The organism is Streptomyces sp., from assembly GCF_035644915.1.
Classification (GTDB): Bacteria; Actinomycetota; Actinomycetes; order Streptomycetales; family Streptomycetaceae; genus Streptomyces.
In genome coordinates this window covers 1-21546 of the sequence record NZ_DASQNP010000156.1, presented here as the reverse complement: position 1 = coordinate 21546, position 21546 = coordinate 1, and the positions used below count along the sequence as shown (strand labels likewise).

Below are 21546 nucleotides of genomic sequence, written 5' to 3'. Positions count from 1 at the left end.
GACGGCGTAGAGCACCCGGGCGACGCCGGCGTCGATGAGGGCCCGGGTGCACGGGCCGGTGCGGCCGGTGTGGTCGCAGGGTTCCAGGGTGACGACGGCGGTGCCGCCCCGGGCGGCACCGCCGGCCTCGGCGAGGGCGTGGACCTCGGCGTGGGGGCCTCCCGCGCGCTGGTGCCAGCCCTCGCCGGCCACCCGGCCGGACGCGTCGAGGACGACGCAGCCGACGACGGGGTTGGGGCTGGTGGAGCCCAGGCCGCGGGCGGCGAGGGCGACGGCTCGGCGCATGGCGGCGCGTTCGCGCTCTCGCGCGGTGTGCTCTGCGGCTGCGGGGGCGGCCACCGGGTCCTCCTGCCTCTTCGGGCACGGACTCCGGGGCTTCGGTGCGGAAACGACCGGGCGGCCCCGCGGGACGGTCGGGAACGCCGGGGCCGGCAGGTCCCACGGCGCCCGACAGGGGCGCGTGGACGTCCGCCGACGACGGCGTACCGGCCGGCTCGCGGCCCGCCGCGCACTGCCTCCCATCCGGACTTTGACCGTCGGTCCAGGAATTTCACCTGGTCAACCGGCCGCTGGCAGCGGTCGGGTCGCGGACTGTAACCGCCGGTTCGGAGTTTCACCGACCCCGGAGTGCGCTTGACGTTGGTACCCGACCAGTGTGCCATGTCCGGCACGGGCCACAGACTGTGGGCTGGATCACAGGGCCCGGTCGCGGGCGTCCGGCTCCGGCGCGAACAGCTCCCGGCGGGCCGCGTCCAGGGCCGTGAGCAGGCCGCCGCCGAGCACCGGACTGCCCTCGACCGTGCCGCACAGCACCTCGGTGGCCAGCGGGGAGATCCCGGCCAGCCGCCCGGCGACCCGGTCCGCGAGGGCGCGTCCCCCGGCCCGGCCCACCTCGCCGCCGAGGACCACGCAGCCGGGGTCGAGCACGGAGGCGATCGCGGCGACGCCCACGGCGATCCGGCCGGCCAACTCGTCCAGGAACGCCTCTCCCCCGGCCCCCGCCTCGCCCGCCGCCGCGGTCCGCACCACCGTCTCCGCGGCGCGGGCGCCGTCGGCGGGGTCGTACGGCGGTGCCTGGAGGCCGTGTTCGCGGGCCAGCGCGCACACCGCCGCGCCGCCCGCCAGGGAGTGGAAGCCGTGGTCGCAGGCGGTCGCCGACGGCAGCCCGGCGGTGCCGTGGACCGGCAGGAAGCCGATCTCCCCCGTGCCGCCGGAGGCTCCGCGGCGGAGCCTGCCGTCCAGGACGACCGCGGCGCCCACGCCGTGGCCCAGCCACAGCAGGACGAAGGTGTCGCGGCCGCGGGCCGCGCCGAGCCGGTGTTCGGCGATGCCCGCGAGGTTCACCTCGTTCTCCAGCAGCACCGGCACGCCCAGGTGCCGCTGGAGCGCGGCCGGGACGCGGGCGTGCCAGGCGGGCAGGGCGGTGTTGCGGCCGAGGGCGCCGGTGGCGGGGTCGATCATGCCGGGGGCGCCGACGACGACGGTGTGCAGCGCGGTCACGCCGGCCCCGCGCAGCGCCTCGTCCAGGGCGGCCACCGTACGCGCCACGGGGTCCCCGGCCCCTTTGCCGTCCTCGCCGCCCTCGCCGCCCGCGACGGGGAGTTCGGCGTGGCCGACCGTGGCGCCCGCCAGGTCGGCCAGGGCGAAGGAGACGCTGCCGGTGCGGACGTCGACGGCCGCGACATGGGCGCGGTCGGCGACCAGGCCGTACAGCCGCGCGTTGGGGCCGCGCCGGGCCGCGCCCGCCTCGCCGACGACCCGGACCAGGCCGTCGTCGCCGAGCCGCTGCAGCAGGTCGGCGACGCTGGGCCGGGACAGCCCGGTCAGCTCCTTGAGCTGGGCGGCCGTCAGGGGGCCGTGCTCCACCAGCAGTTCCAGCGCGATCCGGTCGTTGATGGCCCGGGCCGTGCGGGGCGATGCGGTACGCGCAGGGGTCATGCCGGAATCCTCGCAGACGTCCTGTTTCTATCAGGCAGGCTTCCTGATAGTTTGCGCCCATGCCGACTTCCCCCCTGCGGTGGGCCCGGCGCTCCATCGCCGCGGCCGTCGCCCCGCACGGCGCGGTCGCCGGGAACATCGCGCCCCGCCCGCCCCGATCGAAGGACCAACCGCCCATCGGCAAAAGGAAGTTGACGATCTCCCCGGCCGGGGCGGCGGGGCCGGTCCGGGGCACCGGAGGTGCGTGGACCGGCGTGCGGGAAGACTGAGCGGAGCGGGAAGGACGGAACGGACAGAACGCGCGAGAAACCGGAGCGGACGGAGCGGCAGGACGGGTGGGACACATGGGAGGGGACGGGTCCGTGCACGACCGGAGGAACACCGGGCGGGACAGCGAACGGGAACGGGTGGTGCGCGCGCGGCGCGCCGTCGCCGTGGTCTTCACCGCCCACGGGGCGGTCAGCGGCAGCTTCGCCACCCGCATCCCCTGGATCCAGGAGCACCTGGGACTGAGCACCGGCTGGCTGGGGGTCGCCCTGGTCTTCGCCACGGTGGGGGCCGCCGCCTCGATGCCCCTGGCGGCGCGGCTGTCCCACCGCCACGGGCCGCGCGCCGCGCTGCGGGTGCTGATCGCGCTGTGCTGCGCGGGGGTGGCGCTGCCCGCCCCGGCCCCCGGGTTCGGCTGGCTGTGCGGCGCCCTGTTCCTCTACGGGGCGGGTCTGGGCATCGCGGACGTGGCGATGAACGCCCACGCGGTGCAGGTCGAGGAACGCATGGGCCGGTCGGTGATGTCGGGCCTGCACGGGATGTGGAGCGTCGGCGCGCTGCTCGGCGGGGCGACGGGCGCGCTGGCCGCGCACGCCGGTCTGGACGCCCGGATCCACCTCGCCCTGGCCGCCCCGGTGCTCGCCGCGGTCTCGGTGGCGGCCGCGCGCCGGACGCTGGACGTGCGGGCCGAGCCGGGCCTCCAGGAGCCGCCGCACTTCGCGCTGCCCGGCCGCGGGGTGCTGGCCATCGGGGCGATCGGCTTCTTCGCGGTCTTCGCCGAGGGCGCCTCGATGGACTGGGCGGGGATCTACCTGCGGGACGAGACGGGCGCCTCGCCGGGCCTGGCGGCCGGTGCGTACACCGCGTTCGCCTGCACCATGGCCGCCGCCCGGCTGGCCGGCGACGCCGTCGTCCGCCACCTCGGCCCGGTGCGCACCGTGCGGATCAGCGGCGTGCTGGCCACCGCCGGCGGCGCCCTGGTGGTGGCCGCGAGCACGCCGCCGGTGGCGGTGGCGGGCTTCGCACTGGTCGGCGTGGGCATCGCGGTCGTGGTGCCGCTGTGCTTCGCGGCGGCGGGCCGCGCCCCCGGCGCGCCCGGCCAGGCCATCGCGGGCGTGGCGACCCTGGCGTACGCCTCGGGGCTGGCGGCCCCGGCGGCGGTGGGGTGGATCGCGGAGTTCACCTCCCTGTCGGTCTCCTTCGGCATGATCACCGTCCTGCTGCTGGGTCTGGTGGCGGGGGCCGGGGTGCTGCGGCCGGCCCCGGCGGGTCCGGTGGCGGGCTCTCCGGCGGACACGGCCGGCGAGCGGCTGTCGCCGGAGGGCTAGAGGGCCGGGGGCGCCGGCGATCACCCGGCGCCCCGCCCGGGAATGGCGCGATCTCGTGCGGGCGTGGTGTGGGGCCGCCCGGGCCGGAGCATCCTCAAGGGCACCGGTGCCCTGCCGCCCCGCCCGACGACGCCTTCCGCCCCTCTCCCCCTCCAGGAGCGCCCGACCATGACCATGGACACCGCCTCCGCCGGACCTTCCCCGCGTCCGGCCACGGGCCCGGGGGACCTCGTCCCCGGCCGCCCCGTCGTCTTCCGCCGGGCCACGGTGCTGACCGTGGACACCGGGGGTTTCGTCGAGGACGGGGACGTGCTGGTCGCCGGGGAGCGCATCGAGGCGGTCGGCCGGGACCTGGCCGTTCCCGGGGGAACGGCCGAGATCGACGCCTCCGGCGGCATCCTGATGCCCGGCATGGTCGACACCCACCGCCACATGTACCAGACGGCGCTGCGCGGCATCGGCGCCGACTGGACCCTCAGCCAGTACTTCGCCTTCTGCTACCTCAACTGGGGCAGGCTCTTCCGGCCGCAGGACATCCACGCCGGGAACCTCCTGGCGGCCGTCGAGGCGCTCGACGCGGGGGTGACCACCACCCTGGACTGGTCGCACGGCCTGCGGACCCCGGAGCACGCCGACGCCGCCGTGGACGCCCTGCGGGCCACGCCCGGCCGCTACGTGCTGGCCTACGGCAATCTGCTCGGCGCCCCCTGGGAGTGGGCCGGCGGCGCCGATTTCCGGTCCTTCGCGGCGCGCCGGTTCACCCCCGGCGACGACATGCTCGGCCTCCAACTGGCCTTCGACGTCACCGGCGACCCGGCCTTCCCCGAACGGGCCGCGTTCGAGGCGGCGCGCGACATGGGGCTGCGTGTCACCACCCACGCCGGGGTGTGGGGCGCCACGAACGACGACGGCATCCGGCTGATGTGGGACCACGGCTTCATGACCCCCGAGGTGACCTACGTGCACGCCGCGTCCCTGTCCCCGGACTCCTACCACCGGATCGCGGCCACCGGCGGCACCGTCTCGGTCTCCGCCGAGAGCGAGCTCAACGCCGGGCAGGGCTATCCGCCCACCTGGCGGCTGCGCAGGTACGGCATACCGGTCTCCCTGTCGGTGGACTCCGGCATGTGGTGGAGCGCCGATCTGTTCTCGGCCATGCGTTCCACCCTGAGCGCCGACCGGGCCAGGGAGCACATGGCCGCCCACAGCGCCGGCAAGACCGTGGTCCACAACCGCCTGCGCGCCGAGGACGTCGTGCGGTGGGCCACCCTGGGCGGTGCGCGGGCCCTCGGCCTCGACTCCGTGACGGGCAGCATCACGCCCGGCAAGAAGGCGGACCTCGTCCTGGTCAAGAACGACCGGTCGCCGGTGATGCACCCGGTCGTCCACCCCTACGGGCACGTCGTCTTCCAGGCGGGCCGCGGCGACGTCCACACCGTCATGGTCGACGGCACGGTGGTCAAGTACGGGCACGAACTGCTCGGCGACGCCCCGGTCGCCGCCCGCGCGGCCGCCGCCGCTGCCGCCGGGACCGTCGAGCACTTCCGCGGCGCGATGGGCGAGGAGGAGTGGCGGGCCGCCCGCGAACCCGGACTCCCGGACGCCGAGCCGGTCACCGGCCCCTACACCTACGCCTCCCCGGACGGCGACGGCGAGCCGGAGCGCCGCGGACCGGGGGCGTAGCGGCCCCGGCACGGGACGGCCGGTGCGGACGGACCGCCGTCCGCGGCGCGGGGTTCCGCCGCTGGTCAGGAGGGGCGCGTCCCCGGCGGGACCGGCGCCTGACAACCCCGGGAGCGGCCCGTAGCATGTGGACCGGTCAATTCCGCTCGTACACCTGAGCGCTTCCCCGCACGGAACGGAGCACCCATGGGCCTCGGCCTGCGCTGGACCCTGCACGGCGACGGGCGGACGCCCGCGCCCGGAGCCGTCGTACGACCCGACGAGCGGCTGTCGTGGCCGCGGACGGCCGGGCTGGGCGCACAGCACGTGGTGGCCATGTTCGGCGCCACCTTCGTGGCCCCCGTCCTCATGGGCCTGGACCCCAACCTCGCCATCATGATGTCCGGCGTCGCCACCATGGTGTTCCTGCTGCTGACGCGCGGCCGGGTGCCGAGCTACCTGGGCTCCAGCCTCTCCTTCGTCGGGGTCGCCGCGGCGATCCGGGCGTCGGGCGGCGACAGCGGGACGATCACCGGGGCGCTGCTGGTGGTCGGCGTGGTGCTGGTGCTGGCCGGCCTGGTGGTGCAGCGGTTCGGCGCGCGGGTCATCCACGCCGTGATGCCGCCCGTGGTCACCGGCGCGGTCGTGATGCTGATCGGCTTCAACCTGGCGCCGGTGACGGCCTCGACGTACTGGCCGCAGGACCAGTGGACGGCGCTGCTGACCATGCTGTTCACCGGGCTCGCCGTGGTGGCCCTGCGCGGCTTCTGGTCACGGGTCGCGATCTTCCTGGGCCTGGTCTTCGGCTACGCCGTCTCCTGGCTCTTCGACCTCCTCTTCGGCAAGATCCACTCTCCGGCGGGCGGCGGGGAGGCCGTCGACCACTGGCGGCTGGACCTCTCGGCGGTGGCCGAGGCGGACTGGATCGGCCTGCCCTCCCTCCACGCCCCCGAGTTCCGGTGGTCGGCGATCCTGGTGGCGCTGCCGGTGGTGATCGCGCTGATCGCCGAGAACGCCGGCCACGTCAAGGCCGTGGGCGAGATGACCGGCGACCGGCTGGACGACGCGCTGGGCACCGCGATCGGCGCCGACGGCGCGGCCACGGTGCTGTCCACCGCGGTCGGCGGCCCGGCCACCACCACGTACTCCGAGAACATCGGCGTGATGGCCGCGACCCGCGTCTACTCCACGGCCGCCTACTGGGCCGCCGCCTGCTTCGCGGTGCTGTTCGGGCTGTGCCCGAAGTTCGGCGCGGTGATCGCCGCGATCCCCGGCGGGGTGCTCGGCGGGATCACCGTGATCCTCTACGGCATGATCGGCCTGCTGGGCGCGCAGATCTGGCTCGCGGGCAACGTGGACCTGCGCAACCCGCTGAACCTGGTGCCGGTGGCGGCGGGCGTCATCATCGGCGTCGGCGGCGTCACCCTGAAGATCACCGACAACTTCGAGCTGAACGGCATCGCCCTGGGCACCATCGTCGTCCTCAGCGGCTACCACGTACTGCGGGCGCTGGCCCCGGCGCACCTGCGCGAGCAGGAACCGCTGCTGGACGAGGGCACCTCCACCTACGACACCGGGAACGACGACGCCGGCACCGGCCCGGCCGCCGGCGCCGGGAAGCGGTAGGCGCGGCGGTGCGCCGCCGGGCCGCCGGTACGGCACGCGGCGGTGCGCCGCCGGTCACGGCCCGGTCCTCCCCGCGGTCAGGGCGGCCGTCAGCACGTCGGTGAGGCGGTCCAGGTACTCCGGGGTGACGGGCAGCAGGCGCACCCCCAGGTGCCAGAACAGCGGCGCGGCGAACAGGTCGAGCGCGATCTCCCGGTCGACCCCGGCGGGCAGCTCGCCCCGGGCGATCGCGCGGTCCAGGACCACCTCGCCCCGGGCGCGCCGGGGCTCGCCGACGGCGGCGGCCAGTGCCCGGGCCAGCGTCTCGTTGCGCCGGGCCTCGGCCACCAGGTCGGTGAGGATCCGCCCCAGCCGGGGGTCGTCCAGCCAGGACAGGGTCGCCTCCAGCACGGCCCGCACGTCCCCCCGCAGGGAACCGGTGTCGGGGGCCTCGGCGAGCGGGACGCTGAGGCGGGACATGGCGTCGACGGCCAGTTCCTGCTTGGACGGCCAGCGGCGGTAGAGCGCGCTCTTCCCCACGCCCGCGCGCCTGGCCACCGCCTCCATGGACATCCGGCCGAAGCCCTTCTCCGCGAGCTCGTCGAGGGTGATCTCCACGATGGCGTCGGTGAGCTCGGGCCTGAGGACGGCCGCTCCGCTGGGTTTCCTGCGTGCTCCGCTGTCCATGGCGCTCACCCTAGCCACCGGACGGTGCGGCACCGTCGCGCCGGGTCGGCCGTTCCGGGCGGTCCGCCGGTACGGCGAGGCGGTCGCGGTGCTCGGTGAGGAATGCGCGCAGGGAGCGGGGCGGGCGCCCGGTGAGCCGCTGGACCGTGTCGGCGACGGCGTCCTGGCCGCCCTCCCGGACCAGGGTGTCCAGCGCGGCCAGGGCGGCGGCGAAGCCGGCCTCGTACCCCGCCGCGACCAGCCGTCCGGCCAGGGTCTCGGGGCTGACGTCCACGTGCCGGACCGGTCTGCCGGTCACCTCGGTCAGCAGGGCCGCCGCGTCCGCGTAGCCGAGGGCCTCGGGGCCGGTGACGAGGTGTTCGGCGTTCGTCCACTCCTCCTCCAGGAGCAGGGCCGCCGCCGTCGCGGCGATGTCCCGGGCGTCGACGAAGGCCAGCCGTCCGTCGCCGGTGGCGGTGACGATCTCCCCGGATCTCCGGATGCCCTCGGCGAGGGGATGGACACCGGTGAAGTTCTGCATGAACCACGACGGTTTGAGCACCGCCCACTCCGGCACGGCCGAGCGCACCAGGGCCTCGACCTCGCCGAGCCCCGGGTCGCCGGCCGCCACCGCCGAGGAGCCGAGCAGCACCACCCTGCGCACCCCCGCGCGCAGCGCCCGGTCCAGGAACGGTTCGACCAGCGGCACGGGATCGGCCACTCCCACCGGCGCCACGAGGTAGACGCGCCCGACGCCCGCCAGGGCCGGGGCGTGGGTGGCGGGGTCGCCCCAGTCGAAGCGCACGTGCTCGCCCCCGTCCGGGGGGACGGTGCGCCGGGTCGCCGTGCGCACCGCCGCGCCCCGGTCCGCCAGGAGCGCGGTGAGGGGGGCGCCGGTGTTGCCGGAGGCGCCGAGCACCAGGATCCTCCCGTCCCCGGTCCGCCGTACGGCGCTCATGCGGGGCGCTCCTCACCGGTGGTGGCGGCCACCAGTTCCGGCAGCCGGCCCAGCGCGTGGCCGGCGGCCAGCGGACTCCAGTAGTCCCGGTAGGACACCACGCCCTGCTCGCCGACCGTGATCACCGCCACGTAGTCGATGCGGTACGGCCTGCCGGTGGCCAGGGCCGTGCCGTCCACGCCCCACTCCAGGACCAGTGTGTCGGGGTCGCCGGTCTCGTGGCGCTTCTGGTGGGTGATCGCGCGCAGGTCGACGTGGTCGGTGTAGTCGCGCAGGTAGGCGCGCACCTCCTCCCGGCCGCGTGGCCGGGGCCAGCCGGGCGGGGCGAACGGGAAGTCCATGGTGCCGTCGGGCGCCCACAGGTCGGCGAAGCCGTCCATGTCGTGGGCGAGCAGGCGGTCCTGGAGGCGGTCCACCAGTGCGTGGGCGCGCCGCCGCCGGGCGTCGTCGGGTGCGGTCATCGTCTTCCCCTGATTTCGTCGGGACGGTACCGTACCGTCCATTATCACGGACGGTACGGTACCGTCCCGACGTACGTCAAGGAGGACCGGAGCGTGCGGCCGCCGACCGCCCCCCGTTCGGAGGACGCCCGATCAGGGGGGAGATCCCGCTGGGACCCTCACGGAGAGCACACGCCTGTCACCGTACGTACATGGCGATGACACAGTACGGAACGGGGGCCGCCGCCGGGACGGGCCCCTCGGGCGGAGCGGGCGGGGCGGGCGGGACCGGCGGGCTCGACGCGGTGGTCGCGCGGATGCGCGCGCTGCGGGAGGCGCTGCCGCGGCACGACGGGGTGGCGGTCTTCAACCGGGTCTACCTGACCGTGACCCTGGCGGTGCGGCGGCACCTGGCCGACGGACTCCTCCCCCGCCCGCGGACCGCGGAGGGCCTGGCGGCGGTCTTCGCCCACCGCTACCTGGCCGCCGTCGACCGGGAGGCCGCCGGCGCGCGCGTCCCCGCCTGCTGGCGCCCGCTGTTCCGGGCGCGCCACCACCCCGGGGTGCACCCGGTGCAGTTCGCGCTGGCGGGGATCAACGCGCACATCGGGCACGACCTGCCGCTGGCGGTGGTGGACACCGCCCGCGCCCACGGCTGCGAACCGGCCGCCCTCCAGGGCGCCTTCGACCGGATCGGGGACGTCCTGGTCGGGCTGGAGGAGCGGGTGCGCGAGGACCTGATGCCCGGCCCCGACCCGCTGGACGTGGCCGATCCGCTCACCCACCTGGTGGCCAGTTGGAGCATGGAGCGGGCCCGGGACGCGGCCTGGTCGGCGGCGCGCCTGCTGTGGGGCATGCGGCGGCTGCCGGAGCTGGCCGAGGAGTTCACCCGCCGCCTGGACGCGGGGGTGGGCCTGGTCGGCCGCTGCCTGCTCACGCCGCTGGAGCGCTGCCCGGGGACGCACGCGGAGCGCACGGCGCACCCGGCCTGACGGCCCGCCCCCGAGAACGCCTCATCCCTTCAGGCCCGAGCGGGACACCCCCTCGATCACCCAGCGCTGCGCCACCACGTAGAGCAGCAGCACGGGGACGCTGGCGATGACGGCACCGGCCATCAGCAGGTCGTAGCGGATGTTGTTGGCGCCCTGGAAGTTGGCCAGCCCCGCCGGCAGCGTCAGCGACTCGGGGCTGAGCAGCACGTACAGCGGCCACAGGAAGTCGTTCCAGTTGGACAGGAAGGACAGCAGCGCGAGGGTGACCAGGGCGGGGCGGGAGAGCGGGAGGATCACCCGCACGAAGATCTGCCACCGGTTGCAGCCGTCGATCTCGGCGGCCTCCTCCAGCTCCGCGGGCAGGGTGAGGAAGAACTGCCGCAGGAAGAAGACGCCGAACGCGCCGGCCGCCGCCGGGACGATCACCGCGGGCAGGCTGTCCACCCAGGCCAGCTCGTTGACGATCAGGAAGTTGGGGACCAGCAGGATCACCGGGGGCACGAAGAGGGTGGCCACGATCCCGGCGAAGACCACGCCCCGGCCTCGGAAGTCCATCCGGGCCAGCGCGTACGCCGCCGGGGCCGCGGTGGCCAGCACCAGCAGGGCGTGGGCGGACGCCGCCAGCAGGCTGTTGAGGAACCACTGCATCACCGGGCTGTCGGTGGAGCCCAGCACGTGCCGGTACGCGTCCAGGGTGAACGGGTCGGGGATCCACCGCGGTTCGGTGGCCCCGGCCTCGCCCCGGGTCTTGAACGAGGTGACCAGCATGTACAGCAGCGGGCTGAGGTAGAGCGCCGCGACGACGGCCAGCACCAGGTGGAGCAGGGACCGGCGCAGCCGCCGCCGGGCCACCGGGCCGGACCGGGGCGCCGGACGCCGCCCGCCGGCGGCCGGACCGCCGGGGTCCGCCGGCACCGCGGGAGCCGGTCCGGTCGGGGTGCGGGTGGGGGTCATCGGTCCTCCTGCCGGTCGCGGAAGATGCGGAAGAGCACCGCGCTGGCGGCCATCAGCGCCAGGGCGAGCACGAAGCTCATCGCCGAGGCGGTGCCCATCTCGAAGCGGCGCAGGCCGGTCTCGGCGATCAGGAAGATCGCGGTCTTGGTCTCGTCCGCCGGGGCGCCGCCCGTGATCAGGTAGGACTGGCCGAACATGTTGGCCGACGCCAGCAGCGTGGCGTTGACCACGAACAGCAGCACCGGCCGCAGCCCGGGCAGGGTGACGTGCACGAACCGCTGCCAGGGGCCCGCACCGTCCACCCGGGCGGCCTCGTACAGCTCCGCCGGGATGTCCTGGAGGCCGGCGAGGTAGATGACGGCGTTGAAGCCGAGCGTCCACCAGACGGTGACGCCCACCAGGCCCCACCAGGCGGCGGGGGTGTCGGTCGTCCACTGGACGTCGTCGGGCAGCCCGAGCACCCCGAGGTAGTGGTTGACCGTGCCGATGTTGCCGTCGAGCAGGAAGCGCCACAGCAGGCCGACGACGGCGACCCCGAGCACGTACGGGGCGAAGTACACCGCCCGGTACAGGTTCCGCCCGCGGAAGCGGCCGTTCATCAGCAGCGCCACGAACAGCGGCACCACGAGCAGGAACGGCAGCGACAGCGCGGTGAAGACGCCGGTCGCCCGCATCGCCGCCCAGAAGCGCGGCCCCTCCACGCTCTCCGGGTCGAACAGCTCGCGGTAGTTGTCCAGCCCGGTGAAGGGCTTGGCGGAGACGTTGATGTCCCATTCGTGGAGGCTGATCCACAGGCCGTAGCCGATCGGGGCCAGCACGAACGTGGCGAACAGCGCCAGGTAGGGCGCCATGAAGACGTACGGCGTCCACCACCGGTAGGGGCGGGTGGTCACGCGGGACGGGCCCCGGGCGGGGGCTCTGTCCGCCCCCGCCCGCCCGGCCCCGTCCGCCCCCGCCTGCCCGGTGGTCGGCCGTGCGGTCAGCCGCAGTGCCACTTCGGGTGCCTCACTTCGCGTACTTCTGCTTGTTCTCCGCCAGGAGCTTGTCGGCCGTCCGCACGCCCTCGGCCAGCGCCTCGGCGGGCTTGGCCCGGCCCAGCACCGCCTTCTGGACGGCCAGTTCCAGCGCCTTGGACTGGACGTCGCCGACGCCGGGCAGGGCGGGCAGGAAGTGGAAGACCTCCATGTCCTTGGCCAGGGCGGTCTGCGGCAGCTTCGCCACCTCGGCCTGCTCGCGCACGGAGTTGCGCGCGGGGATCATCCCGGCCTTGGCCCACTGGGTGGACTGCTTGCTCATGTAGTCGATGAAGAACTTGGCGGCCTGCACCTTGTTGTCGTCCCTGGCCGCCTGCGAGGTGAGCACGAAGTTGTGCGAGGCGCTCCACACCGCGGCCCGGTCGCCGATGACGGGGAGCGGCGCCATCTGCCACGTCAGGTCCCGGGCGTTGGCCTTGAGGTCGTTGATCTGCCAGATCCCGTCCCAGGTGAAGCTGACCTTGTTGTTCTTGAAGGCGTTGTACTGGGCGTCCTGCGCGACCTGGGCGGGGCTGTGGCCCTTGGTGATCTGCTCGCGCATCCAGGCCAGCGCCTCGACGCCCGCCTCCGAGCCCCACAGCGCCCGTGTGCCGTCCTCGCTGTACAGCTCACCGCCGAACTGCCACAGCAGGGACATGAACATCAGGTGCGCGGGCCACTTGTTGGGCATCCAGAACGGGTTCCTGATCCCGGCGGATTTCAGTTCGGCGAGCGCGTCCTCGTAGCCGGCGCGGTCCGTCGGGGGCTTGTCCAGTCCGGCGCGGGTCAGGTGCCGGGTGTTGGCGTAGTCGGCCAGGCAGTGCACGTCGAGCGGGACGCTGTAGCGCTTGCCCTGGTAGATCCCCGCCCGCCACACGGCCGGGATGAAGTCCGACTCCTTGGTGCCCAGCGCGGAGACCACGTCGTCCAGGGGGACGAGGGTGCTGCGCGCGGCGAAGGTGGCGACCCAGTCGTTGTGGATGACGGCGACGTCGGGGCCCTTGCCCGCGGTGATGGCGGTGGGCATGGCCGGGTAGAGGTCCTCCCAGCGGCGGGTGGTGTTCCTGACCTCGATCCGGCCGGCGTACTCCTTGTTGAACGCCTCGACCATGGCGCGCATGTGCGGGCCGTCGCCGCCGGTGAAGCCGTTCCAGTACTGCAGGGTCACCTTGGGCCCGTCGTACTCGCCGCCGGAGAAGCTCGGCGCGTCGTCGGGCTCGCCGCCGTCGTCGCCCAGCTTGGTGCCCCCGCCGCAGGCGGTGAGCAGGCCGGTGCCGGCCAGGCCGCCGGCGATGCCGAGGAAGGCTCTGCGCTGGAGGGGGGTGCCGTGGGTGGGTGTGGCGCTCATGTCGTGCTCCTCGTGAGGGGCGTCGGGCCGCCCGGGGCGGCGGAGGGAGGGGAGGCGTGGGGGGTCGGCGCGGGGTCCGGCGGGAGGGTCCGGCGGGAGGGTCCGGTGGAAGGGTCAGCGCGTGGCGAGCCGGATCATGGTCCAGGAGACCGGCGGCAGCTCCACCGTGAGGGTGTCGCCGTCGGTCCCGGTGCCGTCCACCGGGCGCGGCCGGACGCGGTCGGGGTGGTCGGCGGTGTTGGCGGCCGTCGGGTCGTCGTCGGCGAGCACCAGGTGCTCGACCACCCGGGCGCCGGGGAAGGGCCGCAGGCAGGCGGTGAGGGTGAGGGGGGCGGTGCGGTCGCGGTTGACGGCGAACAGGGCGATCTCGCCGCTCTCCTCGTCGTGGGTGGCGGTGGCCCACAGCGCCGGGACCTCGCCGTACTTCGCGGTCTCGATCACCGGCGAGTCCGGCTCCACCCGCAGCACCGTGCCGCGGGCGTGGCGGGCGGTCCGCGCGAAGGGGTGGAAGATCGTCTGCCGCCAGGCCGGGCCGCCGGGCTCGGTCATGATCGGGGCGATGACGTTGGCGAGCTGCGCCTGGCAGGCGGCGCCGACCCGGTCGGCGTGGCGCAGCAGGGTGATCAGCAGGCTGCCGACGACGACGGCGTCGGTGACGTCGTAGACGTCCTCGATGAGCCGGGGGGCGGCCTGCCACTGCAGGGAGTCCTCGCCGCCGAAGCGGCTCTGGTACCACACGTTCCACTCGTCGAAGGAGAGTTTGATCTTCTTCCGGCTGCGCACCCTGGCGCCCACGTGGTCGGCGGTGGCCGTGATCGCGTCGATCATCCGGTCCATCCCGGCGCCGCTGGCCAGGAAGGAGTCGGGGTCGTCGGCGGCGGGGTCGTAGTAGGCGTGCAGCGAGACGTAGTCGACGAACTCGTAGGTGTGCTCCAGGACGGTCGCCTCCCAGGAGGCGAAGGTGTCGATGTCGGCGTTGGAGCTGCCGCAGGCGACCAGTTCCAGGGAGGGGTCGAAGCGCTTCATGGCGCGGGCGGTCTCGGCGGCCAGCCGACCGTACTCGTGGGCGGTCTTGTGGCCCATCTGCCAGGGGCCGTCCAGCTCGTTGCCCAGGCACCACAGCCGGATGCCGTGCGGGTCGGGCACGCCGTGGGAGCGGCGCAGCTCGGAGTGGGCGGTGCCGCCGGGGTGGTTGGCGTACTCCAGCAGGGCCAGGGCCTCGGCGGTGCCGCGGGTGCCGAGGTTGAGCGCCATCATCGGCTCCACGCCGGCCTTGGCGGCCCAGGCCATGAACTCGTTGAGGCCGAAGGCGTTGCTCTCCACGCTGCGCCAGGCCAGGTCCAGGCGGGTGGGGCGCTCCTCGACGGGCCCGACCCCGTCCTCCCAGCGGTAGTTGGAGACGAAGTTGCCGCCGGGGTAGCGCACGAGGGTGACGCCGAGTTCGCGGACCAGGTCCAGGACGTCGGTGCGGAAGCCGTCGGGGTCGGCCGCCGGATGCCCCGGTTCGAAGACGCCGGTGTAGACCGACCGGCCCATGTGCTCGACGAAGGAGCCGAACAGGCGCCGGTCGACGGCGCCGATGCGGAAGCCGGGGTCGAGGGTGAGACGGGCCGTGGGCATGGGGGAACTCCCTGGAGCTGGAGGGGGTGAGGGGCGCCGCGGGCGGGGGCGGGGAGGCGGGCCCCCGCCCGCGGGGCACGCTCACCGCGTACGAGTCCGCTGTCACGGGCCGCCGACCAGGTGTTCTTCCGGTGTCCGGGTGCTGTCACCGAGCCGGGAGGCTGCCGTGCGCTGATACGATTACATCGTTGAAACAGCGTTGTAAATAGGCGCGGTCCCCGTTGTTCCACACCGGGGGAACCGCGCGGGCGCATCCCGGGTGGCACTGGGTGCCGAGCCCGCCCGCACCGCCCCCGACGGTGTGTCAGGGGTGTGTCAGGGTGGTCGGACCGCTTCGCGAAGGGGCACCCCCGGGTGCCGGTGGAGGTGATGCATGTGGGCGCCAGCCTCAAGGACGTGGCCGCGCGGGCCGGGGTGTCGGTCAAGACCGTCTCCAACGTGGTCAACGGCTACACCTATGTGGCCCCGCACACCCGGGAGAAGGTCGAGAAGGCCCTGGCCGAGCTGGACTACCGCCCGAACCTGTCCGCCCGCAACCTGCGCCGCGGGCGCACCGGCGTGATCGCCCTGGCCCTGCCCGAGCTGGACGCCCCCTACTTCGCCGAGCTGGCCCGGTTCGTCATCGACGCCGCCGCCGAGCGCGGCTGGACCGTGCTGATCGACCAGACCGACGGCCTGGCCGACCGCGAGCGCCAGGTCCTCCAGGGCATCCGGGAACAGCTCATCGACGGGCTCATCTTCAGCCCCATCACCGTCGGCCGCGAGGAGCTGGCCGCCCGCACCGACGACACCCCGCTGGTGCTGCTCGGCGAGCGCATCCTGGACGGCCCCACCCACCACGTGGCCATCGACAACCAGCGGGCCGCGCGCGAGATGACCGAGCACCTGATCTCCCTCGGCCACACCCGCATCGGCGCCATCGGCGCCCAGGAGAACCCCAGCGCCAACACCGCCCACCTGCGGCTGGCCGGGTACCGGCAGGCCCTCCAGGCCGCCGGACTGCCCTATGACGAGCGGCTGGTCCCGCCGACCGGGGCGTACCACCGCGCCGACGGCGCCGCGCTGATGCGCAGGCTGCTGGAGCTGGACGAGCCGCCGCAGGCGGTCTTCTGCTTCAACGACCTGCTGGCGCTCGGCGCGCTGCGCACCGCGCTCGCCGCCGGCCTGCGGGTGCCGCAGGACCTGGCGCTGGCGGGCTTCGACGACATCGAGGACGGCCGGTACAGCACCCCGACGCTGACCACCGTCTCCCCCGACAAGGGCCAGATCGCCCGTACCGCCGTGGAGCTGCTGGACGCCCGGATCAGTGGCCCCGGCCGCGCCGGGCGGCGGGGCGGGGGCGGCGTGCTCCAGGTGCGGGAGGTGGAGGCGGACTACCGCCTGGTCGTCCGGGAGAGCACGGTCGGCAGGGCCGGAGCGGCCGGGGCGTGACGCGGATCCTGCCCGCGTCACGCCCCACGGCGCCGCTCAGTCCTCGGGGAGCTCGACCGGGGCGATCTCGTCGTAGACGTCGCCCGGGCCGGGGTTGGAGGGGTCGGTGGAGCCGCCGAGGTGGCGCATCACGCCCCACACCGCGTTGAGCGCCGTCTGCACCGCGCCCTCGGCCCAGCCGGCCGTCCAGGAGATGTCGTCGCCGGCCAGGAACAGGCCCCGCTTGTCCTCGGGCAGCCGGTCCTGCATGAAGTGGGTGAACAGCCGCCGCTGGTAGCGGTAGTGGCCCGGCAGGTTCGCCTTGAAGGCGCCCATGAAGTACGGCTCGTTCTCCCAGGAGACGGTGACCGGGTTGCCGATGATGTGCTTGCGGATGTCGACGTTCGGATAGATCTCCCGCAGCGACTTGAGCATGACCTCCATCCGCTCCCGCGGGCTCAGCGGCAGCCACTTCAGGGAGTCGTCGCACCAGGTGTAGGAGAGGCAGATCACGGCCGGCTTGTCCGGGCCGTTGTCCAGCAGGTAGGTGCCGCGGGTCATCCGGTCGGTGAGCGTCATGCTCATCACGTCCCGGCCGGTGCGCTCGTCCTTGTCCAGCCAGAACGGCCGGTCCACCGGCACGAACAGCTTGGAGGACTCCATGTAGTGGGTGCGCTCGATCGCCGTCCAGTGGTCGATGGGGAACAGGTCGTCGTCGCAGTCGATCTTCGACAGCAGCATCCACGACTGGGCGGTGAAGACCGCGGCCCGGTAGGTGCGGACGTCCCCGGTGGCGTCGGTGACGGTGATCCGGTTGCCCGCCGTGCGGTGCAGCCGGGTCACGGCCGGGCGCGGCGCGCCGTCGTGCAGGGACTTCAGCGAGGTGCCGACGGGCCAGTGCACCAGCTTGGCGGGCTCGCGCTCCCACAGCCGCAGCGGGAGCTGCTGGCTGCCGCCGACGATGCCGCGGTGGTCGTCGTCGGCGCCGGTGTAGACCACCCGCAGGATCTCCAGGATGGAGTTGGGGAAGTCGGTGTCCCAGCCGCCGGTGCCGAAGCCGACCTGGCCGAATATCTCGCGGTGGCGGAAGGAGGAGAACGCCGGGGAGTCGCACAGGAAGCCGTAGAACGTCTGGTTGTCCAGCTTCTCCACCAGGGGCGCCCAGATCTCGCGGATGCGCCGCACGTCGCGCGTGCGGATGGCCTTCTGCATGTCGGAGAAGTCGGCGCCCTCCTCCAGGCAGGCGTTCCAGGCGTCCATCACCTGGCGGTAGACGTCCGGCAGGTCGTCCAGGGTGCGGGCGTAGTGGGTCTCGCCCTTGAGGTCGACGACGGTGGAGGGGGTGTCGGGGGCCAGCGGGTTGGGGAACGGCGTCGTCTCCAGGCCCACCAGGTTCGCGTAGTGCCAGAAGGTGGTGGACGACGGCGGGAAGCGCATCGCGCCCATCTCGGCGGTCAGCTCGGGGTCGCAGCCCTCGAAGCCGGCCGTGCGCAGCCGTCCGCCGATCTGGTCGGCCTCGTAGACCACCGGCTTCAGCCCCATCTTCATCAGCTCGTACGCGGCGACGATCCCCGACAGGCCGCCGCCGATCACCGCGACCTCGGTGCCGTGCTCGGTCGCGGGCACCGAGCCGATGCCGGCCGGGTGGGCGAGGTAGTCGTCGTAGGCGAACGGGAAGTCCGGGCCGAACATGGTGATGGGCGGCTCGGTCCGGGCTTCGGCGTGCTGCTCGTCGTGGACGGCGGTGGGCACGGTGGAGGTCATGAGGGGGTTCTCCTGGGTGGTGCGTGGGCCCGGGGATCGGCCCGGGCCGGGCTCAGACGAGGGACGCGTACAGCTCGGGGCGGCGGTCGCGCAGGTACGGGTTGGCCGCGCGCGACGCCCTCAGCAGCGCCGGATCGACGTCGGCGGTGATCAGGTCCTCCCCCGTTCCGGCGCGGGCGCGGACCGTGCCGTCGGGGGCGGCCAGACAGCTCAGCCCCGTGAAGGAGAGTTCCCCCGCGCCCTCGCCCTCGGTGCCGCAGCGGTTGGCGTAGGCGATGTAGAGCTGGTTCTCGAAGGCGCGGGCGGGGAGGACCGTCTCGGCGACGATCTCGTAGGGGCGCATCAGGGCGGTCGGCACCAGCAGCAGCTCGGTCCCCGCCAGGGCGTGGGCGCGGACGGCCTCGGGGAACTCCACGTCGTAGCAGACCAGCAGCCCGACGCGGACGCCGTCGAGGTCGGCCTGGACGACCGGGGTGTCGCCCGGGACGAAGCGGGCGTTCTCGAACTCGCCGTACAGGTGGGTCTTGCGGTAGTTGGCGAGCCGGGTGCCGTCGGGGCCGATGAGCTGGACGGAGTTGTACACCCCGCCGTCCTCGCGCCCGGCGCGCTCGGGGTAGCCGTAGGCGACGGCGAGCCCGTGCGCGGCGGCGATGCCGGCCACCGCCCGGGCGCCGGGGCCGTCGGCGGGCTCGGCCAGCTCCGCCACCCTCTCGCCGAGGGCGTACCCGGTCAGGTACAGCTCGGAGGCCACCAGCAGCCGGGCCCCCGCGGCGGCGGCCCGGCCGGCGGCGCGGTCGAGGGCGGCGAGGCTGTCCGCGGTGGAGCCGGGGACACCGCCGGGGCCCTGGAGCAGCGCGGTGCGCAGCGGCGTCATGGAACCTCTTCTTCTGTCGTGTCGTACGGCCGTGCTGGGCGTGGACGTCCCGGAGGATCCGGACGTCTCAGCAGGAACGTTTCGACGGTACGATCAGCCCCTCACGCCCCACAAGGCGCACCCATTGCGCACCATGCATCGATTCGTTGCGTCTTCCGGGCGGCATCCGTCGATTCGTTGCACGGCTCGCCGCGGGCCGCGTCCGGGTCCGCGTCCAGGCCCGTCCGTCAGGCGGGCGAACCCGAGCCGTAGCGGCGCAGCAGCGGGGAGAGGACCAGCACCGACCTGGTGCGCTCGACGAACGGCTCGCCCGCGATCCGCTCCAGCACCCTCTCGAAGTGGCGCATGTCGGAGGCGAAGACCTGCACGATGGCGTCCGCGTCACCGGTCACGGTCGAGGCGGCCGCCACCTCCGGATAGCGCTCCAGGCCGCGGCGGATGTCCTCGGGGGAGGTCTTGCTGCGGCAGTACATCTCGATGAAGCCCTCGGTCTCCCAGCCGAGCGCCACCGGGTCCACCCGTACGGTGAAGCCGGTGATGGCGCCCTGCTCGCGCAGCCGGTCGACCCGGCGCTTGACGGCCGGGGCGGACAGGCCCACCTCGGCCCCGATGTCGGCGTAGGAGCGGCGGGCATCCTCGGCGAGGGCGTGGACGATGCGTTCGTCGAGCTGGTTCAGTCGCACTGCGGGTGGGTCGCTTCTCTGTTCTCTGCGCGGGTGGTGCTCCCGGCGCCGCGCCCGTCCCGGTCGCGGCACCTCATGTCAGGCGAAGTACAGCACACCCCGCCCCTCCGGCCCGCACCACGGGGCCGCACCGGACAGGACCGTGCGCACGGCCGGCCGACCACCGGCACCCGGTGCCACCACCCGCACACCCCGCGTGCCGGGAGCGGTACGAGGAGCACGCACCGCGAGGGACGGGAGCCGGAGCGATCGATGGAGGCCGGGACGGCGGAGGCCGCCCGGGCGCGGGCCCTTCGATGGAGGGCCGTAGCCATATGCCCTAGTCTCGCCTCATGCGCGGTGTTATCGCCCGGTTCCACGACCGCTTCGTGACCATGCCCGCCCGCGACCCGGAGGAGGCGCACCGCCAGGCCACTCCGCTGGAACTCCTCTTCGACCTCGTCTTCGTGGTCGCGGTGACACAGGTGTCGGAACGGCTCCACCACGCGGTGGTGGACGGACACGCCGCCGACGGGGCCCTCGGGTTCGCCCTGGTGTTCGCCGCCATCTGGTGGGCCTGGGTGAACTGGACCTGGTTCGCCTCCGCCTTCGACTCCGACGACCTGATCTTCCGCTTCGGCGCCTTCGTCCAGATGTTCGGCGTCCTGGTGCTCGCGGCGGGCATCGGCCGGGCGTTCGACGGCAACTTCGCGATCGGTGTCACGGGGTACGTGATCATGCGGCTCGCCCTGGTCGGCCAGTGGCTGCGGGTGGCGGTGGCCCTCCCCCGGATGCGGCCCGCCGCGCTGCGCTTCGCCCTGGGCATCACCGTGATCCAGGTGGCCTGGGTCGCCCGCCTGGCGGTCGCCGAACCCATCGGCGTGCCCTCCTTCGTGGTCCTGTTCCTCGTGGAGCTGGCGATCCCGTGGTGGGCCGAGCAACACCGGAACACCCCCTGGCACCGCGGCCACATCTCGGAGCGCTACGTGCTCTTCACCATCATCGTGCTGGGCGAGTCGGTGCTGTCGGCGACGCTGGCCGTGAAGTCCGCACTGGACGACGAGGGGCCGGTCGGGGTCCTGGTGAAGCTGGCACTGTCCGGATTCGCCCTCGTCTGCGCCATGTGGTGGCTCTACACCCTGCGCCCCGCGCACCTCTTCCTGCGGCAGCGGAGCCTGGCCTTCTCCTGGAGCTACGGCCACTACGGGATCTTCTGCTCCATCGCCGCCGCGGGCGCGGGCATCGCCGTCATGATCGACCAGGTGACCCACCACGCGGAGGGGCTGACGACGGCCGGGGCGGGTGCCGCCGTCGCGGTGCCGACCGCCGCGTTCCTGATCACGGTCTGGTTCTTCCACCTCAGGCCGCACGGTTCGGACCGCCGCACCGAGGCCGCCTGTCTCCTCGGCGCGGTCCTGGTGCTGCTCACGCCCTTCACGCCCGTGCCCCTGGAGCTGACCGCCGTCACCCTGGTCGGCGTGGTGATCGCCACCGAACACCGCAGGCACCGGCCGTCCCGTGCGGCGCGGGCGGTGGAGCCGGAGGCCGCCGGCTGAGGTCGACCGGGCCGGATCTCCACACAATCGCCACACGCCCCCGGTTTCCGTGCGGACAGGGAAGTCCATGTCTTCCCCTTCCGGACATGCCGCCGGGGCGTACCGGCGCGAACCGGTCATCCCGCGCCGCGCCGGAACCGGGGAACCGCCGCGCCCCGCGCGGCCGCCGCCCGCCCCGCGCTGGCACCGCCGCCCTCCGCTTCTATAGCGTGTGCCCGCGCATGGTACGGAAGTTATCGGCACGGGGGAGGTTGTGTGTCGTTCGACGACGAGTGGAGCCGACTGGTGAGCGCCGCCGCTGAGCGGAAGTCCACCCAGATGCGGCTGAACCAGGCCGACGGCGGCGGAGGCGGCGGAGGCGCTCCGCAGGGCGACCTGACGGTAAAGCAGAAGGACCTGGCCGCGATCGGCGACGCGGCCTTCACCCTGCACGGCAGGCTGGTCAAGGACGGCGACCACGCCCGGGCCAGCAGCTACAGCGCCGCGGCG

Annotated in this window: 17 protein-coding genes, 2 pseudogenes and 1 riboswitch; of the genes and pseudogenes, 7 read left to right on the top strand and 12 right to left on the bottom strand. The window is 74.0% G+C overall.

Translation table 11 applies throughout. The annotated features are described in order from the left end of the window. Both VE546_RS27995 and VE546_RS17860 read right to left on the bottom strand, forming a co-directional pair. Positions 1-339, bottom strand: a pseudogene (locus tag VE546_RS27995) (riboflavin biosynthesis protein RibD); the annotation flags it as partial. Positions 340-504: 165 nt separating this feature from the next. Continuing rightward, a riboswitch (FMN riboswitch) is annotated at positions 505-635 on the bottom strand. Between the two features lie 58 nt (positions 636-693). After that, entirely contained in the window at positions 694-1938 is a 1245-nt protein-coding gene (locus tag VE546_RS17860) for an ROK family transcriptional regulator (protein WP_324923464.1), read from the bottom strand. Between the two features lie 362 nt (positions 1939-2300). Between VE546_RS17860 and VE546_RS17855 the strand changes: the two genes are divergently transcribed. From VE546_RS17855 to VE546_RS17845, 3 genes are all read left to right on the top strand, one after another. After that, complete coding sequence (locus VE546_RS17855; protein ID WP_324923462.1) at positions 2301-3533, top strand: MFS transporter; 1233 nt, start codon at positions 2301-2303, stop codon at positions 3531-3533. Between the two features lie 168 nt (positions 3534-3701). Continuing rightward, on the top strand, positions 3702-5216 hold the full coding sequence (locus VE546_RS17850) for an amidohydrolase family protein (protein WP_324923460.1): 1515 nt from the start codon (positions 3702-3704) through the stop codon (positions 5214-5216). Between the two features lie 186 nt (positions 5217-5402). Continuing rightward, positions 5403-6821: a uracil-xanthine permease family protein gene (locus VE546_RS17845; RefSeq protein WP_324923458.1), complete on the top strand. Its 1419-nt coding sequence runs from the start codon at positions 5403-5405 to the stop codon at positions 6819-6821. A gap of 54 nt (positions 6822-6875) precedes the next feature. Here the strand turns inward: VE546_RS17845 and VE546_RS17840 are convergent, their stop codons facing one another. Genes VE546_RS17840 through VE546_RS17830 form a run of 3 tightly spaced genes read right to left on the bottom strand, consistent with a single transcriptional unit; the run spans position 6876 to position 8885 of the window. After that, on the bottom strand, positions 6876-7487 hold the full coding sequence (locus VE546_RS17840; RefSeq protein WP_324923456.1) for a TetR/AcrR family transcriptional regulator: 612 nt from the start codon (positions 7485-7487) through the stop codon (positions 6876-6878). A 10-nt stretch (positions 7488-7497) separates the two neighbouring features. Next, positions 7498-8424, bottom strand: a complete 927-nt coding sequence (locus tag VE546_RS17835; protein WP_324923454.1) for an NmrA family NAD(P)-binding protein — start codon at positions 8422-8424, stop codon at positions 7498-7500. Further along, positions 8421-8885 carry a nuclear transport factor 2 family protein gene (locus VE546_RS17830; protein ID WP_324923452.1) on the bottom strand — a complete coding sequence of 155 codons (465 nt, stop codon included), beginning with the start codon at positions 8883-8885 and terminating at the stop codon, positions 8421-8423. Before VE546_RS17830 ends, VE546_RS17835 begins: the two co-directional genes overlap by 4 nt. A gap of 191 nt (positions 8886-9076) precedes the next feature. Here VE546_RS17830 and VE546_RS17825 point away from each other — a divergent pair, with 191 nt between their 5' ends. Beyond that, positions 9077-9856, top strand: coding sequence for a DUF5995 family protein (locus VE546_RS17825; protein WP_324923450.1), 780 nt, complete (start codon positions 9077-9079; stop codon positions 9854-9856). A gap of 21 nt (positions 9857-9877) precedes the next feature. Here VE546_RS17825 and VE546_RS17820 read toward each other — a convergent pair whose 3' ends face one another. The 4 genes from VE546_RS17820 to VE546_RS17805 all read right to left on the bottom strand — a co-directional run bounded on the left by VE546_RS17820 (position 9878) and on the right by VE546_RS17805 (position 14791). Continuing rightward, positions 9878-10810: a carbohydrate ABC transporter permease gene (locus VE546_RS17820; RefSeq protein WP_324923448.1), complete on the bottom strand. Its 933-nt coding sequence runs from the start codon at positions 10808-10810 to the stop codon at positions 9878-9880. Continuing rightward, complete coding sequence (locus VE546_RS17815) at positions 10807-11703, bottom strand: sugar ABC transporter permease (RefSeq protein ID WP_324923446.1); 897 nt, start codon at positions 11701-11703, stop codon at positions 10807-10809. Before VE546_RS17815 ends, VE546_RS17820 begins: the two co-directional genes overlap by 4 nt. A 112-nt stretch (positions 11704-11815) precedes the next feature. Then, positions 11816-13171: an ABC transporter substrate-binding protein gene (locus VE546_RS17810; RefSeq protein WP_324923445.1), complete on the bottom strand. Its 1356-nt coding sequence runs from the start codon at positions 13169-13171 to the stop codon at positions 11816-11818. A gap of 114 nt (positions 13172-13285) precedes the next feature. Then, positions 13286-14791, bottom strand: a complete 1506-nt coding sequence (locus VE546_RS17805; protein ID WP_324923443.1) for an alpha-N-arabinofuranosidase — start codon at positions 14789-14791, stop codon at positions 13286-13288. A 375-nt stretch (positions 14792-15166) separates the two neighbouring features. On the opposite strand from VE546_RS17805, the gene VE546_RS17800 reads away from it, so the two are divergent. Beyond that, on the top strand, positions 15167-16222 hold the full coding sequence (locus VE546_RS17800; RefSeq protein ID WP_324923441.1) for a LacI family DNA-binding transcriptional regulator: 1056 nt from the start codon (positions 15167-15169) through the stop codon (positions 16220-16222). A 36-nt stretch (positions 16223-16258) separates the two neighbouring features. On the opposite strand, the gene VE546_RS17795 is transcribed toward VE546_RS17800, so the two are convergent. From VE546_RS17795 to VE546_RS17785, 3 genes are all read right to left on the bottom strand, one after another. Continuing rightward, positions 16259-17965 (bottom strand): NAD(P)/FAD-dependent oxidoreductase, encoded by a 1707-nt coding sequence (locus VE546_RS17795; RefSeq protein WP_324923439.1) that lies wholly within the window; start codon positions 17963-17965, stop codon positions 16259-16261. A gap of 52 nt (positions 17966-18017) precedes the next feature. Beyond that, entirely contained in the window at positions 18018-18839 is an 822-nt protein-coding gene (locus VE546_RS17790; RefSeq protein WP_324923437.1) for a carbon-nitrogen hydrolase family protein, read from the bottom strand. A gap of 227 nt (positions 18840-19066) precedes the next feature. Further along, positions 19067-19522 carry an Lrp/AsnC family transcriptional regulator gene (locus tag VE546_RS17785; protein WP_324923435.1) on the bottom strand — a complete coding sequence of 152 codons (456 nt, stop codon included), beginning with the start codon at positions 19520-19522 and terminating at the stop codon, positions 19067-19069. A gap of 332 nt (positions 19523-19854) precedes the next feature. Here VE546_RS17785 and VE546_RS17780 point away from each other — a divergent pair, with 332 nt between their 5' ends. Both VE546_RS17780 and VE546_RS17775 read left to right on the top strand, forming a co-directional pair. Continuing rightward, complete coding sequence (locus VE546_RS17780) at positions 19855-21057, top strand: low temperature requirement protein A (protein ID WP_324923433.1); 1203 nt, start codon at positions 19855-19857, stop codon at positions 21055-21057. 255 nt (positions 21058-21312) lie between these two features. Continuing rightward, a pseudogene (locus VE546_RS17775) lies at positions 21313-21546 on the top strand (hypothetical protein); the annotation flags it as partial.